Source organism: Clostridiaceae bacterium (genome assembly GCA_012840395.1).
In the GTDB taxonomy this organism is placed as follows: domain Bacteria; phylum Bacillota; class Clostridia; order Acetivibrionales; family DULL01; genus DULL01.
The window spans coordinates 1-15,182 of record DULL01000105.1 but is presented as its reverse complement, the minus strand read 5'-3'; the positions used below and the strand labels follow the sequence as shown (position 1 = coordinate 15,182).

Genomic DNA, 15,182 nt, shown 5'->3' with positions numbered 1-15,182 from the left:
AACATGTATATGATTGCTTCTGTTGTATTAAATAATGCAACAAGAGCCTTCGACAAAGAATATTATTATTTAATTCCTATGGATTTAACCGGGAAAATAAAACCTGGTATAAGGGTTATGGTTCCTTTCGGAGCAGGCAACAGGCCAAGAGAAGCCTATGTTATAGATGTTTTTCCCTTCAACAATAGCTCATGTGATGAAAGAAATTCATATAATGAATATGCCACTACTATTGATGTGAGCCAGCTAAAAGATATATTAAGGCCTGTAGACGAAAAACCTGTAGTGGACAGAGATATGCTGAAACTTGCAGCCTGGATGAGGGAGAGGTATATTTGTACCTTTGGTGACGCTATAAAATGCATGTATCCGGCGGGAAAAGGTGCGAAAGAAAAAACTTTAAAGGCAGCTTATCTTGCAGTAACCCGTGAAGAAGCCGAGCGAATGATCCAGGACAACAAGTTAAAAAAGATCCAGCACATAAGAGTCCTTGAGATGCTCATGGATAATGAGTTTATTCCTGTATGTGATGTTACAAAATTCGCAGGAGTATCTTCTTCTGTATTGGATACATTAAAAAAGTACGGTTTAGTAAATTATAAGGAAGTTAGGATTACCAGGAATCCTTTAAAAAGCAGAAAAATTCGTCAGACCCAGCCATTGGTACCTACTCCGGAACAAGCTAAGGCTCTGGACTTTCTTAAGAAAAAACTTGAAGAAAACAGATATTATGAATGCCTGATACATGGTGTAACCGGAAGTGGTAAGACTGAAGTTTACCTGCAGTTGATCCACCATGCTATTGATATGGGGAAGGAAGCTATTGTGCTGGTTCCTGAGATTTCTCTGACACCACAGATGGTTGAAAGGTTCAGAGAAAGGTTCGGGAATGAAGTGGCGGTTTTGCACAGCAGGCTGTCCCAGGGAGAAAGGTATGATCAATGGAGTCTTGTGAAAGATGGACATATAAAAGTGGTAGTAGGTGCAAGATCCGCAGTATTTGCTCCATTAAAGAACCTGGGTATTATAATTATTGATGAGGAGCATGAAGGTACATATAAATCAGAAACTACACCGAAATATCATGCGGCGGAAATTGCCCGCAAAAGATGCTATGAAAAAGGTGCCATGCTGCTTTATGGTTCAGCCACACCTTCCTGTGAAACCTATTTCAAGGCAAAGAAAGGGCTTATTGGGCTCCTTGAGTTAAAGAGCAGGACAAATAATATGGTTATGCCTGAAGTAGAAATTGTTGATATGAGGAAGGAGCTTGAAGAGGGAAACAGGTCTGTTTTTAGCAGAAAACTTCAGGATGAGATTAAAAATAACATTAAATTGGGACAGCAGACTATGCTGTTTCTAAACAGAAGAGGCCATTCTTCCTTTGTATTGTGCAGGAACTGCGGTTATGTGGTTAAATGTGTAGGCTGCAGCATTAATATGACCTACCACGCTTATGAAGACAGACTAATTTGCCATTACTGCGGTTACACTATAAGGCCTCCGAAAATTTGTCCCAAGTGCAAAAGTACTCATATCAGGCATTTTGGAGCAGGTACCCAGAAAGTTGAGGAGGAAGTAAAAAAACAGTTTCCGGGATGCTCGGTAATCCGTATGGATATAGACACGACTACCTGCAAAAACTCTCACGAGAAAATATTAAGAGATTTTTGTGAGAATAATATAAATGTTATGGTTGGCACGCAGATGATTGCAAAGGGTCATGATTTTCATAATGTTACCTTGGTGGGAGTTCTTGCCGCTGACAGCCTCTTAAACCTGGGAGATTACAGGGCTTCGGAGAGAACCTTTCAGTTAATAACTCAGGTTGCGGGAAGGGCAGGAAGAGGAGACTTGCCGGGAAGAGTGATAATTCAAGCATATAATACTGAAGACTTCAGTATTCAGGCTGCATTAAGGCATGATTTTGAAACTTTTTTCAAGCAGGAGATAATGATCAGGAAAAAGCTTAATTATCCGCCTTTTACAAATATTGCTTCAATAATTTTAAGCGGAGCAAATGAGAAACAGGTATCTGAAACAGCCAGTCAGGTGAAAAAGGACTTATTGAAAGAGTTTTGCAGCTCAGAAACATCTGAGGGAAATATAACAGAAATATTAGGGCCGGTCCCGGCTCCCATTAAAAAAATAATGAATAAATACAGATGGAGAATTATAATAAAGTGTGAGGATATGGAGAAATTGATTAAGGCCTTAACTTGTATATCAGATAAATATTGCAGTAAAACGGGCAGAAGGCCGGTTGAGTTGGGTATAGATATTAATCCGTTCAATATGCTATAATTTAGCTGAGGTTTCAGAAGCGGTTTATTATATATACAAAGCGCTCATTATATAATGTCTGGAGGATTATATGGCAATAAGAAATATTAGAAAAGATGGCGAGGAAGTACTTAGAAAACGCTGTAAAGAGATTGATGTGATAAATGATAAAATTTTAACTCTCCTTAAAGACATGGCAGATACCATGTATGAAAATGATGGAGTGGGTCTTGCAGCGCCCCAGGTTGGCATACTTAAACGTGCAGTTGTAATAGATGTAGGAGAGGGCTTGCTGGAACTCATCAATCCTGTAATAATAAGCCAGGAGGGTGAAGTGGTGGATGCAGAAGGATGCCTTAGTATCCCGGGTATATATGGAGAAGTAAAACGTCCTCAGTCGGTGGTTGTAGAAGCATTGAACCCGAAAGGAGAAAAAATAACTGTTAAAGGGGAAGGTTTACTGGCAAGGGCATTGTGTCATGAGATAGACCACCTGGACGGAATACTGTTTAAGGATAAAGTGATAAGATTTCTTGATACAGAAGAACAAGAACCGGAGGAGTGACATTTGTTGAAAATCGTATTTATGGGAACTCCTGATTTTGCAGTTCCATGCTTAAGAATGCTGATTAGGGAAGGTTATCAGATCGAAGCGGTTGTTACACAGCCGGATAAACCAAAAGGAAGAGGGAAAAAACTTGCATCACCTCCTGTGAAGCTTTGTGCCCAGGAATTTGGCATAAAAGTTTTACAACCTGAAAAAGTGAAAACAGAAGATTTTATAAACCAGCTTAGAAGCATGGAGCCAGATATGCTGGTTACTGTTGCATATGGGAAGATTCTTCCAAAGGAAATACTTGATATTCCAAAATTAGGCTGTGTTAATGTACATGCTTCATTACTTCCCAAATACAGAGGAGCAGCTCCCATTCAGTGGGCCATAATTAATGGAGAAAAAGTTACCGGTATAACCACAATGCTTACAAATATTGGTATGGATACTGGAGATATATTACTGAAATCTCCCGTGGAGATAACTGATGATATGACCGCAGGGGAGCTTCACGACAAGTTGGCCTTACTGGGAGCAGATGTCCTCAGAGAAACCATTGAAATGCTAAGAGCAGGGATATTAAAACCAACGCCGCAAAATCATGATGAAGCAACATACGCTCCAATGATTAAAAAAGAAATAGGCCAAATAAATTGGAATTTAAGTTCTGGAGAAATACATAATCTTGTGAGAGGACTTAATCCCTGGCCTGGAGCCTATACCTTTTATAACGGCGAACGTATGCGCATATGGAAAACCACTTTAATAGACGGTGAACCAGAGATGAAAGAAAAACCCGGAACAATTTGCCGTGTAAACAGGGAAGGTTTGATTATTTCTACAGGTTCGGGCGTAATAAGGGTTGATGAAGTTCAGTTTGATTCCTGCAGAACCATGAGTATAGGTGAATATATTTGCGGTAATAGAATAGTTGAAGGCGAGATTTTAGGACAACAGATGTAGTTTTAGAGAAACAGATGTAAGAAATGATGGTTGAATACTGCAAGGAGCTTATCGACAATAAATCGGATAGGAGGTTGTGACTATGTATTTTTATGGTTATGATCCATATTTCATTTTGGTGATACCTGCTTTTATATTTTCTCTCTATGCCCAATTTAAAGTAAAGAGTACTTTTAATCAGTTCAGTAAAGTACTCAACAGAAGAGGTTTTACAGGTGCTGATATAGCTAGGTATATTCTTGATAGAAACGGGCTGGGGGATGTGCAGGTAGAAAGAGTTGCAGGCAGCCTTACAGATCATTATGATCCACGGACAAAGGTTGTACGGCTTTCAGGACCGGTTTACTCAAGTACATCGGTTTCTGCCATAGGAGTGGCTGCGCATGAAACAGGGCATGCTTTACAACATGCTGAAAGTTACGGACCTTTGGCTTTGAGGACTAACCTTGTTCCTGTAGCAGGTATTGGTTCATCTATAGGACCATATCTGGCAATTTTTGGACTTTTTTTGGGAGCCGATATTCTTGTTCAGATAGGTTTGATTTTATTTGCAATGGCAGTATTATTTTATATAATTACTCTGCCTGTAGAGTTTAATGCAAGTTCAAGGGCTATTAGAATTTTGGAGGAATCCGGCTTGCTTACAATGGAAGAGATAAATCCGGCCCGCAATGTGCTAAGGGCGGCTGCCATGACATATGTGGCATCGGCTGCAGTTGCAATAGCAAACCTGGCAAGATTGGTATTGCTTTCAGGAGGCAGAAGAAGAAGAGATTAAGAAATTGGTATTAATATAAGTAAAAAAGAAATTGAGAAAGAGGTAATAATGTCAGTAGATATACCTAGAGAAACTGCGTTAAAGATTCTTGATGAGATAAATGAAAAGGAAGCATATTCAAATATTTCCCTTAACAAGCACTTAAGCAGAAAGGGACTGAGGGAAATAGACCATGCTTTTATTACAGAACTTGTTTATGGGACTATAAAATGGCAGTTGACCATAGATTGGATCATTGAACAATTTTCAAATATTAAATCGAAAAAACTATCCCATTGGATATTAAACATATTAAGACTTGGTGTGTACCAGTTGCTTTATATGGACAGGGTGCCTGCGTCTGCAGCCTGTAGTGAAAGTGTTACTCTGGCAAAAAAGTATGGGCACCCTGGTTCAGTCAGGTATGTAAACGGTGTTTTAAGAAATATTGAAAGGGAAAAAGATAAAATCAAGTATCCTGAGAAGGACAAGGATCCCGTGAAGTATCTGGAAGTTAAGTATTCTCATCCGGAGTGGCTGGTAAAAATGTGGCTGGAATATTATGGGCTAGATTTTACCGAGGCTCTGTTAAAGGCTAACAATCAAATTGCTGATTTTACTATTAGAGTAAATACTTTAAAGACTACAAAAGAAGACCTGATTAATGAATTAAAAGCCAACGGACTGGAAGTCCAACCGGGAAGATATGCAAAACAGGCTTTATCTCTGATAGGTCCATCATCCATTTCCAAACTTGAGCCTTTTAAAAAAGGCTTGTTCCAGGTTCAGAGTGAAAGTTCTATTCTTGTTGGAGAAATACTGGATCCCAAACCAGGGGAATTTATTATAGACGTATGCAGCGCACCCGGCGGAAAAACCACTCATATAGCAGAAATAATGAAGGATAGTGGAACGGTTCTGGCCAGGGATATATATGAACATAAACTGGAACTGATAAAAGAAGCTGCTTTGAGATTAGGATTAAATAGTATTAAAACTGAGATTTGGGATGCTGTCAATATTGATGAAAAATATATAAAAAAGGCAGACAAAGTTTTGGTAGATGTTCCTTGTACAGGTTTGGGAATAATTAGAAGAAAGCCTGATATTAAGTACTCTAAAATTGGGAAAGATATTAAAGGTATTTCAGAATTGCAGCTTAAGATACTAAATGCATCCTCCCATTATGTGAAACCCGGTGGCATAATTGTATATAGTACTTGTACAATATCTCCCGAGGAAAATAATAAAGTAGTGGAAAATTTTATGAAGCAGAGGGAGGATTTTCAACTGGAAGATTTTTCTGGCATGCTTCCAGAAAATCTGGACAGATACGGATACAAGGAAGGATATATACAACTATATCCCAATGTACATAAAACAGATGGTTTTTTTATTGCGAAATTCAGGAGAAAGCAGTAGTATATGAACGGGAGAATAAATCTATTAGATTTAAATATTACGGAACTTGAGGATTTGCTGTCAGAAATGGGACAGGAAAAGTTCAGGGCTGCCCAGCTTTTTAACTGGCTGGGCAAAGGAACAAAATCCCTGGAGGAAATGTCTAATATACCTAAGACATTAAGGGAAGAGCTTGGGAAAATAGCTTATATAGGTAAATTAAAGATAGCAAGAAAGCTTCTTTCAGAGTCTGATGGTACTGCCAAGTACTTGTTTGAGCTTAATGATGGCAATTTAATTGAGAGTGTTTTGATGCGGTATAAGTATGGCCTGTCGGTTTGTGTATCCTCCCAGGCAGGTTGTAAAATGAATTGCAGCTTTTGTGCATCAGCCGGGATAGGATTTATCAGGAATCTCACTCCAGGGGAGATGCTTGACCAGGTATTAACAATACAAAATGATGCAAGAGAAAAAATTGGTCATATTGTAGTGATGGGGATAGGAGAGCCTTTAGACAATTATGACAATCTTATTAAATTCTTGAAGTTATGTCATAGTCATGAAAGTTTAAATATTGGTTACAGACGTATGACTGTATCCACATGCGGGCTTGTTCCGCAGATTTTGAAGCTTGCAGAAGAAAAACTGCCAATAAATCTCTCAATATCCCTTCATGCTCCAAATGATGAAATAAGAGGAAAGTTGATGCCGGTCAATAGAAAGTATTCTATTGACAAATTAATTGAAGCATGTAAGATATATACTAAGGTTTCAAAAAGGAGGATAACCTTTGAATATGCCCTGATTAGGGGTGTAAATGATACAAAAGAAAATGCAAAGGAGCTTGCCCAAAGGTTAAAGGGCATGCTTTGTCATGTAAATCTGATACCATTAAATCCTGTTGAGGGGTCAGAATATAGACAGACAAATAAAAAAGAAATAAATGACTTTAGAGATATATTGATTCATAATGGAATTGAGACAACAGTAAGGCGCGAACTAGGAGGAGATATTGATGCTGCTTGCGGGCAGTTAAGAAGAAGTGTTGTAAATAAAGACCTGCCGTGAGGTGATTTATAGTGATATTTGCCGCCATAAGTGATAGGGGTTTGGTAAGGGAAAAAAATGAGGATTGCTTTAATGCAATAGTAGGGAACCCGAATGTTCCTGTTACATTTATTATTGCTGATGGAATGGGAGGGCATAATTCGGGTGAAGTAGCCAGTAAAATGGCTGTAGATATAGTATCAGAACTTATAATGCAAAGAGCTGAAGATTTTTTGTGTGAAGAGAAGGTCCGGCAGGCTATTGTAGAAGCTATGAATGGTGCAAATAAAGCTATTTACCTTTACTCCTTGAAACAAAAGTCCAACGCAGGGATGGGTACAACACTGATTGTAACTATTTTTCTCAATGATAAAATTTATATAGGACATGTAGGAGATAGCAGGGTTTATCTAATCAGAGACGGTAATATTATGCGTGTTACTGTTGATCATTCATATATAGAAGAATTGGTTAGAATGGGAACACTAAGCAGAAAGGAAGCAGAGAAACACCCAGGTAAAAATGTAATTACCAGGGCTTTGGGTTGCGGAGAAGATTTGCAGATTGATACATACTGTTATGAAGTAATGGAGAATGATTACTATGTACTATGTACTGATGGTTTGACTAATATGTTAAGTGAAAATGAAATAAAAAAAATTGTTGAGAATTCAGATAATCCGCAACATGCTTGTGATCAATTGGTAAAAAAGGCAAATGAGTATGGTGGAGAAGATAATATAACTGTTATTGTAGTTAAAACAGGTAGGGTAAAATGAGAAAACCAGAGTTTACTACCTTCTGTTGAAAGCGGGGTGTTATGATGGAAGGAAGGATACTAGGCAATAGATATGAATTATTGGAAAAAATCGGCGGAGGCGGGATGGCCCTGGTTTACAGAGCAAGATGCACTTTGCTTAACAGAGATGTGGCAATAAAAATATTACGTCCTGAGTTTACTAACGATGAGGAGTTTGTAAAAAGATTTCGTGTTGAGGCACAGGCAGCTGCCAGCTTATCTCATCCCAATATCGTATCTATATACGATGTAGGCCATGAAGATAATATTCACTATTTAGTAATGGAATATATAGATGGAACTACATTGAAGGAATATATTGAAGAAAAAGGTGTTTTAGGGTGGCGTGAAGCAGTAAATATTACTATACAAATTTGTTCCGCCATAGAACAAGCTCATAGAAAAAACATAATACACAGGGATATTAAACCTCATAATATTATGTTAACTTCTGAGGGTATTGCAAAAGTTACAGACTTCGGAATAGCCCGGGCAGTAAGTTCATCCACTATTACAGTAGTTGGAAGCACAATTGGTTCTGTTCATTATTTTTCTCCTGAGCAAGCAAGAGGAGGATATATTGACGAAAAATCCGACATTTATTCACTTGGTATCGCCATGTATGAGATGGTAACCGGGGAAGTTCCTTTTACAGGAGAATCACCTGTAACTGTTGCTCTGAAGCATTTACAAGATGAGCCGGTACCGCCAAAAATAAAAAATCCGGATTTACCGCAGGGTGTTAATGATATAATTATGAAAGCTATTAAAAAGGACAAGAGCAAACGATATCAGTCGGCTTCGGATATGCTTTCAGACCTTTTTAAAGTATTAAAAGAACCTGGGGCCGGATTCCTTAATGACACTGACGACACAGAGGCATTTCCCACAAAGAAAATGCAGGCTATCAGTGATGAAATGCTGAATGAAAAGGAGGAATCGCAGATAAAAGAGAAGAAAAACAATAAGCGCAAAGAAAAATTGGCTGTTTGGATGGCAATTATAACTTCTTTGGCGATTATCTCTATATTTATATATGTAGGATATAGAATTTTTTATCCTTCTTTTGCAAGGGAACCTGACTTTATAGTAGATAACTATGTGGGCAAGAATATTGTTGAAGTGAAGTCTGAGCTGGAGAGCATGGATATCACAGTTGAAGTTAAAAGAGTATATGATGAAAATATACCAACTGATGTAATAATTTCCCAGAGTATTAATGACGGTCAAAAAGTACAAAGGGAGAATTTAGACACAATTGTATTTGAAGTAAGTGACGGACCTGAAAGAATTATAATACCAGATTTAAAGTCTGAAGATTACAGAACAGCAGAAGCCAAACTTAAAAATATGAAGCTTAAGGTCAGGATAGAGGAGGAGCATAGCGAAACCATCGCCAATAATCTTGTGACCAGAACCGAACCTAAAGCTGATGAGGAAGTAAAGCCAGGTACAATAGTAATTGTATATAAGAGTATTGGACCGAAAATTACGACAGTGGTGGTTCCTTCTCTTACTGGTAAAACCAGGGCTGAAGCACAACAATTATTAATTGAGAATAAGTTATCTATTGGAAGGATACTTCCTGAAGGGATAGTCAGTGATGTAGCAAAGATTGCAGGCCAGTTCCCTGAGGCAGGTACAGAAGTTAATGAAGGAACACCTGTTGATTTAATATTTGACATTCATGGAGAGGACCAGAATAATACCGGCAGCTATTCTTCCGGAAACGATACAGATAATGGGAAAAATGTAAAAAGGAATATTGTAAGTACTCCACTTAATTTGACTAACCCGGAATCATATGAGGATGAAGTAAAAGTATACATTGAAATAACACCTTCAGATACCAATAAAGTGGAAGTATTCATGGATGATAAAGTCAAAACCAGTAGTTTCCCGCTTAGTCTGCCTATACCTGTACCTGAAGGCGGATATACCAAGGTTAGGGTCATATTAAACGGCAAGTTCTATACTGAATTTGTGAGATAAGTCTATGTAATTAGATCAGGGAGGTTGAAATTTTGCCAGTTGGCATAATACAAAAAGGAATCGGAGGGTTCTATTATGTAATAACTCCCGACTGCGTTTACGAGTGTAAGGCAAGAGGAGTTTTTCGTAAGAATGGAATGACTCCTTTGCCTGGAGACCGGGTTGTAATTTCAGAAATTGACAGCGATAAAAAAACAGGTGTAATAACTGAAATTTTAGAAAGAGAAAGTGAACTTGTCCGACCTGCTGTAGCGAATGTAAACCAGTTGGTGGCAGTGGTGGCCGTAAAATCACCTGACCCTGATTATTATCTGGTTGATAAGCTGCTTATTACTGCAGAATATAAACGCATGAGAGCCTTGGTTTGTGTCAATAAAATCGACCTGGATAACGAGAACCTGCGTTATGAAATAAGAGGTGGTTATGAAAAAGCCGGGTATAAAGTAATTTTCACAAGCTCATGTACGGGAGAAGGATTTGACCAACTTAAAGAGGAACTTAAAGACAGGATTAGTGTTTTTGCAGGCCAGTCAGGAGTTGGAAAATCCACAATTCTAAATAAAATATTGAATTCTCAGATAATGAAGACGGGAGTAGTAAGTGAAAAAATAAAAAGAGGAAAACATACTACAAGACATGCAGAAATTGTTAAGTTGGAGCAAGGTGGATTTGTTGTAGATACACCCGGATTCAGCATGTTTGAAATAAATGATATTCAACATAAAGAGCTTAATTTGTATTATCCGGAATTTAACCGCTATCCTGAGAGTTGCAAGTTCGTAGGCTGCAGCCACATCAGCGAGCCAGGCTGCTGTGTCAAAGCTGCTTTGGGAAAAGGATTAATAGATCCGGGCAGATATGAAAGATATGTGGATTTATACAAAGATCTCGCTTCCCGGAAACAATGGGACTAGGGAAGCAAGGGGACGGTTCTTCCGCTTCCGGAAGCGGAGGGACGGTTCTTCTGCTTCTTTGTCGGCTTTTTGTTAACTATTTGCTGGCTCTTTGTCGGCTTCTTAACGGCTCTTTACCGACTCTAGGTTTTTGCTTCTGATACTAAAACGGAAGCAAGAGAACCGTCCCCTTGCTTCAGAAGAACTGTCCCCTTGCTTCTGGTAATGTTTTAATGGAGGTATATATGACTGGAATAGTCATTTGCAGTGGTACAATAAAAGATTATACATATTATCAGAAATATTTTGAATCTACCTCTTCCATGCTGGTGATTAGCGTTGATGGTGGTGCTCACCATGCCAGGCAATTAGGGTTTAAAGTGGATGTTCTCCTGGGCGATTTTGATTCTATTTCAATGGAAGATTACAGGTTCTATGAAAATGCAGGGGTAAAAATAATAAGGTATCCCCAGGCAAAAGATGAAACCGATACACAACTGGCTGTAAATTATGCAATTGATAATGGATGCACCTCCATATATATTTTAGGTGGTTTTGGGAACAGGCTGGATCATTCACTGGCAAATATATTTCTCTTGAAGAAAATGACGGATAGAGGAGTTAAAGGGTATATTATAGATGAGAATAATGAAATAACCCTGATTGATAAATTTATCAGGCTGAACAAACAAGAGAATACAAAAGTTACGCTTCTTCCTCTTACTGAAAAGGTGGAAGGCATTACTACGAAAGGTTTGTTATATCCCCTCGAAAATGCAACTTTAGAAATCGGACCTTCAAGAGGGTTAAGCAATGAGTTTATTGAAGATGTGGCGGAAGTTTCCATAAAGAAAGGGTTATTACTTGTTATTAAGGCAAGAGATTAGTAATAATAGACTATTTTTTTATTGGCATGATAAAATACAGCTAATAGGAGTGTTGAAATATGTTTTCTGAAAAAGTTGTCAAGAGTCTTGGAAAATCTTCCTGGATAAGAGCTATGTTTGAACAGGGAGAAAAGCTCCGTAAGATTTATGGAGATGATAACGTTTTTGATTTTAGCATCGGAAATCCTGCAGGTGAGCCACCTGAAGAGGTGAGACAAGCCCTTAAGGATATTGTTATGGAAAATCTGCCAGGCATACACCGTTATATGAGCAATGCGGGACATTTTGACATAAGGGAAAAGATTGCGGCAGGTATAAAGAATGAAACAGGTGTTGAGCTTAAAGCCGATAATATTATCATGACCTGTGGGGCGGCAGGAGGACTGAATGTTGCGCTTAAGGCGCTTCTTAATCCTCAGGAAGAAGTTATCGTATTTGCGCCATACTTTGTAGAATACCTTTTTTATATAGATAACCATGGTGGTGTGCCCGTTGTGGTACCTACTGACTCAAAAACTTTTGAACCTGATGTGGAGGTTCTTAATAAGTACATAACACCAAAAACAAAGGCAATTATAATTAACTCTCCTAATAATCCGACTGGAGTAATTTACAGCCAGGAAGTACTTAAGAAGGTGGCTGATCTTCTTTCAGAAAAGGAAAAGGAATTTGGCACCAATATTTTTGTTATATCTGATGAACCTTACGCAAAAATTGTATATGATGGTGTTAAAGTACCAAGCATATTAAAGATATTCAAGAATTCAATTGCAGTGAATTCATTTAGCAAGTCACTTGCTCTGCCTGGTGAAAGAATCGGATATATCGCAGTAAATAATGCTATTGATGATGTGAATGTACTAATCAATGCAATGGTATTCTGCAACCGTACATTAGGATTTGTTAACGCACCTGCCCTTATACAAAAAGTTTTAAGCCGTTCTTATGGGGCATGTGCTGATGTAGAATCCTACAAAGAAAAAAGAGATATACTATACAACCATCTTACCAGGATAGGCTTTGAATGTATCAAGCCTCAGGGAGCTTTTTATCTGTTCCCTAAAGCTCTTATAGACGACGATGTTGAATTTACACAGGAAGCTTTAAAGTATAATTTACTTCTTGTACCAGGAAGAGGATTCGGAATGCCTGGATACTTCAGAATATCTTATTCAGTGGACATGAAAACAGTAAAGAATTCTCTGCCTGCTTTTGAAAAATTAGCCGAAAAGTATAGAGGATAAAGAATAATATAAGTTAAAGGATAGTTAAATAATAACAAAGTTTGAAATCATATAAATAAACAAGGGGCATACTATTTTAGTATGCTCTCCTGTTTATTTATATAATCTTAAGCCTTCAGGTTTACCAGGATTCACGATTATGGTCTTATAGTTTTCGTATATTACCATTCCAGGCTTTAAACCCTTGGGCTTTTTTACATTTTTTACTGTTGTATAATCTACAGGTACATTGGATGAGGAACTTGCTTTACTATAATAGGCCGCAAGCATGGCAGCTTCTTCTAAGGTTTTATCAGGAATATTTCGCCCGGTATGTTTTATTATTACATGAGAGCCAGGTATATTCTTTGCATGAAGCCAGATATCTTTTGAAGAGGATGTTTTTAGTGTAAGTATTTCATTTTGTTTATTGTTTTTTCCTACATATATATCAAGACCATCAGAAGATACGAAATGCATAGGCCTGGAAGGATTATCCTTCTTGTTAAGTGAGTATTTATTTTTCCTTCCGGATACCAGGTATCCCTGCTCAATGAGTTCCTGCCGGATTTCATCAATTTCCTGAAGGGATGAGCAATTTTCAAGCATGATACTTACACTTTCCAGATAATCCAGTTCCGATAAACTTTCTTCCAGCTGTTTACTTGTGTTAATATAGGTACTTTTTGCCTTTGCATATTGTTTATAGTATTTTTGAGCGTTTTGCTGAGGTGAAAGGTTGGGATCTAAAGGTATTTCAATCATATCCCAGTTTTCACTGTAATAGTTATTGAGAGCAACCTTATCAACTCCAGAAGGTATATTATATATATTTGCAGTTAATAATTCCCCATAAAGCTTTAGTTTTTCCCTGTCTGAAACATCTCTTAATTTTTCCTGCTGGAGACTGATTTTTTTATTACAACGTTCAATACTATTGTGAAGTACCTTGTATAGTTCAGATTTTTTTTGCCTTAGTCTTTCGGCTGCATCTTTCTGTGTATAAAAATTATCAAGTGCTTCACTAATGGAGGACAGGTATTCCACATGGGAATACTGAGTCATTTTTACGCAATGGAAGTCAATAGGTTTTTTGTATGAATCACTTCCGTAAGTATTATCGTATATTATGCACGGAGAAAATTTCCCTTCAGATATTTCAGTAAGCAAGCCAGATAATGCTTCTTTCAGGTTAATTAGCTCTGTATTACTCAGAGAAGCCATGGAAGTCTTTTCGAATATACCTGCCCTGTGGCATATTTCACGGCAGAGAAGCGGACTGAATCCTTTAATATTGTTTAACAGGTATTTTTCAGCAGATACTGAGGTTATTCCCGAGAATACGGAATCTACATCAACCGGCATGGTATTTTTGTATGCAGGTAAGGTGGTTTCATCTGAAGATTCAAGGTGTTCAGGACCATTAAGGTGTATTCCCAAAAAATAATTTAAAAAGTTTTCAGATCTAATGGCATCGGGACTCAGTTTATTCTGAGAGGGAGGAAGTATATACTCCCTTGCTGGCATTACTTCCCTTACACTGCTTATTTCTGCATCAACATGCTTTATAGCATCTATTATTTTATTTTGGTTGTTAATCAGGATGATATTACTATGACGGCCCATAATTTCTATAATAAGCTTTTTCTCAGATAAGTCTCCCATTTCATTAGCGGACTCAACACTTATTGTTACAATACGCTCATAATCATGAAAACCTATGTCAATTATTCTTCCATTTGAAAGATACTTTCTTAGCAACATGCAAAACATGGGAGGAGCAGAGGGATTCTCCTTGGACTCCCGGACCAGGTGAATTCTGGGATAGCTCGCATTGGCACTTAACACCAGCTTATAATTTCGTCCTTTTGCTCTGATGTTTATTAAAATTTCATCTGATTCAGGTTGAAATATCTTTTCAATACGGCCATCAATAATTTTATCTTTTAATTCATTTACCACACATTTCGTTACAATTCCATCAAAGGGCATGCTTTTTTCCCCTTTTCATTAATTAGTTTAATATAAGTATAATAACTTAAATAAGTTTAATAAAGTATAATTAAGTACAGTTATAGCTTTTGTGACCAGATGTAGGTTTTATTATTATAACATGCTTATCAATTATATCATTAATTGATATTAAGAGAGTTGAAGAAATCTCAGGAAAATCCTGATAAACTAAGCAGTTGAAAAATATATTAATATTAAGCTTTGAATAACTAAATATTTCTTGAATTTCCTAAATAATTATGAAGTATGTCAATAACTTTTGAAAATGTCACCTAAAAAGACTAAAAAAACGAGTTAATTATCTTGTGAAAATGTCACTTAAAAATAAAAAAAGTGGTGTTGGAATCTGTAAAATGAAAAAGCATTATTGA

The 15,182-nt window shown here is 37.4% G+C and carries 12 protein-coding genes; 11 read left to right on the top strand and 1 reads right to left on the bottom strand.

The genetic code is table 11. From position 1 onward, the window contains the following. Positions 1-3: 3 nt before the first annotated feature. The 11 genes from priA (at position 4) to GXX20_11150 (ending at position 12,819) form a co-directional block, all read left to right on the top strand. Positions 4-2,304, top strand: coding sequence for a primosomal protein N' (gene priA / locus GXX20_11200; GenBank protein ID HHW32215.1), 2,301 nt, complete (start codon positions 4-6; stop codon positions 2,302-2,304). 70 nt (positions 2,305-2,374) lie between these two features. Next, positions 2,375-2,848: a peptide deformylase gene (gene def, locus GXX20_11195; GenBank protein ID HHW32214.1), complete on the top strand. Its 474-nt coding sequence runs from the start codon at positions 2,375-2,377 to the stop codon at positions 2,846-2,848. 21 nt (positions 2,849-2,869) lie between these two features. Beyond that, the gene (locus tag GXX20_11190) at positions 2,870-3,799 is read left to right on the top strand and encodes a methionyl-tRNA formyltransferase (GenBank protein ID HHW32213.1); all 930 of its coding nucleotides are present in this window, start codon (positions 2,870-2,872) and stop codon (positions 3,797-3,799) included. 82 nt (positions 3,800-3,881) lie between these two features. Continuing rightward, positions 3,882-4,577: a zinc metallopeptidase gene (locus tag GXX20_11185; protein ID HHW32212.1), complete on the top strand. Its 696-nt coding sequence runs from the start codon at positions 3,882-3,884 to the stop codon at positions 4,575-4,577. 48 nt (positions 4,578-4,625) lie between these two features. Further along, the gene (rsmB, locus tag GXX20_11180) at positions 4,626-5,978 is read left to right on the top strand and encodes a 16S rRNA (cytosine(967)-C(5))-methyltransferase RsmB (protein HHW32211.1); all 1,353 of its coding nucleotides are present in this window, start codon (positions 4,626-4,628) and stop codon (positions 5,976-5,978) included. Between the two features lie 3 nt (positions 5,979-5,981). Then, complete coding sequence (gene rlmN, locus GXX20_11175) at positions 5,982-7,025, top strand: 23S rRNA (adenine(2503)-C(2))-methyltransferase RlmN (protein HHW32210.1); 1,044 nt, start codon at positions 5,982-5,984, stop codon at positions 7,023-7,025. Between the two features lie 11 nt (positions 7,026-7,036). Beyond that, positions 7,037-7,783 carry a Stp1/IreP family PP2C-type Ser/Thr phosphatase gene (locus GXX20_11170; GenBank protein HHW32209.1) on the top strand — a complete coding sequence of 249 codons (747 nt, stop codon included), beginning with the start codon at positions 7,037-7,039 and terminating at the stop codon, positions 7,781-7,783. 44 nt (positions 7,784-7,827) lie between these two features. Next, positions 7,828-9,795, top strand: a complete 1,968-nt coding sequence (gene pknB / locus GXX20_11165) for a Stk1 family PASTA domain-containing Ser/Thr kinase (protein ID HHW32208.1) — start codon at positions 7,828-7,830, stop codon at positions 9,793-9,795. Positions 9,796-9,827: 32 nt separating this feature from the next. Further along, positions 9,828-10,709: a ribosome small subunit-dependent GTPase A gene (rsgA, locus tag GXX20_11160; protein HHW32207.1), complete on the top strand. Its 882-nt coding sequence runs from the start codon at positions 9,828-9,830 to the stop codon at positions 10,707-10,709. A gap of 224 nt (positions 10,710-10,933) precedes the next feature. Then, positions 10,934-11,575 (top strand): thiamine diphosphokinase, encoded by a 642-nt coding sequence (locus GXX20_11155; GenBank protein HHW32206.1) that lies wholly within the window; start codon positions 10,934-10,936, stop codon positions 11,573-11,575. Positions 11,576-11,634: 59 nt separating this feature from the next. Beyond that, positions 11,635-12,819, top strand: a complete 1,185-nt coding sequence (locus GXX20_11150) for a pyridoxal phosphate-dependent aminotransferase (protein HHW32205.1) — start codon at positions 11,635-11,637, stop codon at positions 12,817-12,819. Positions 12,820-12,912: 93 nt separating this feature from the next. On the opposite strand, the gene GXX20_11145 is transcribed toward GXX20_11150, so the two are convergent. Next, entirely contained in the window at positions 12,913-14,790 is a 1,878-nt protein-coding gene (locus GXX20_11145) for a fibronectin/fibrinogen-binding protein (GenBank protein HHW32204.1), read from the bottom strand. Positions 14,791-15,182 lie beyond the last annotated feature (392 nt).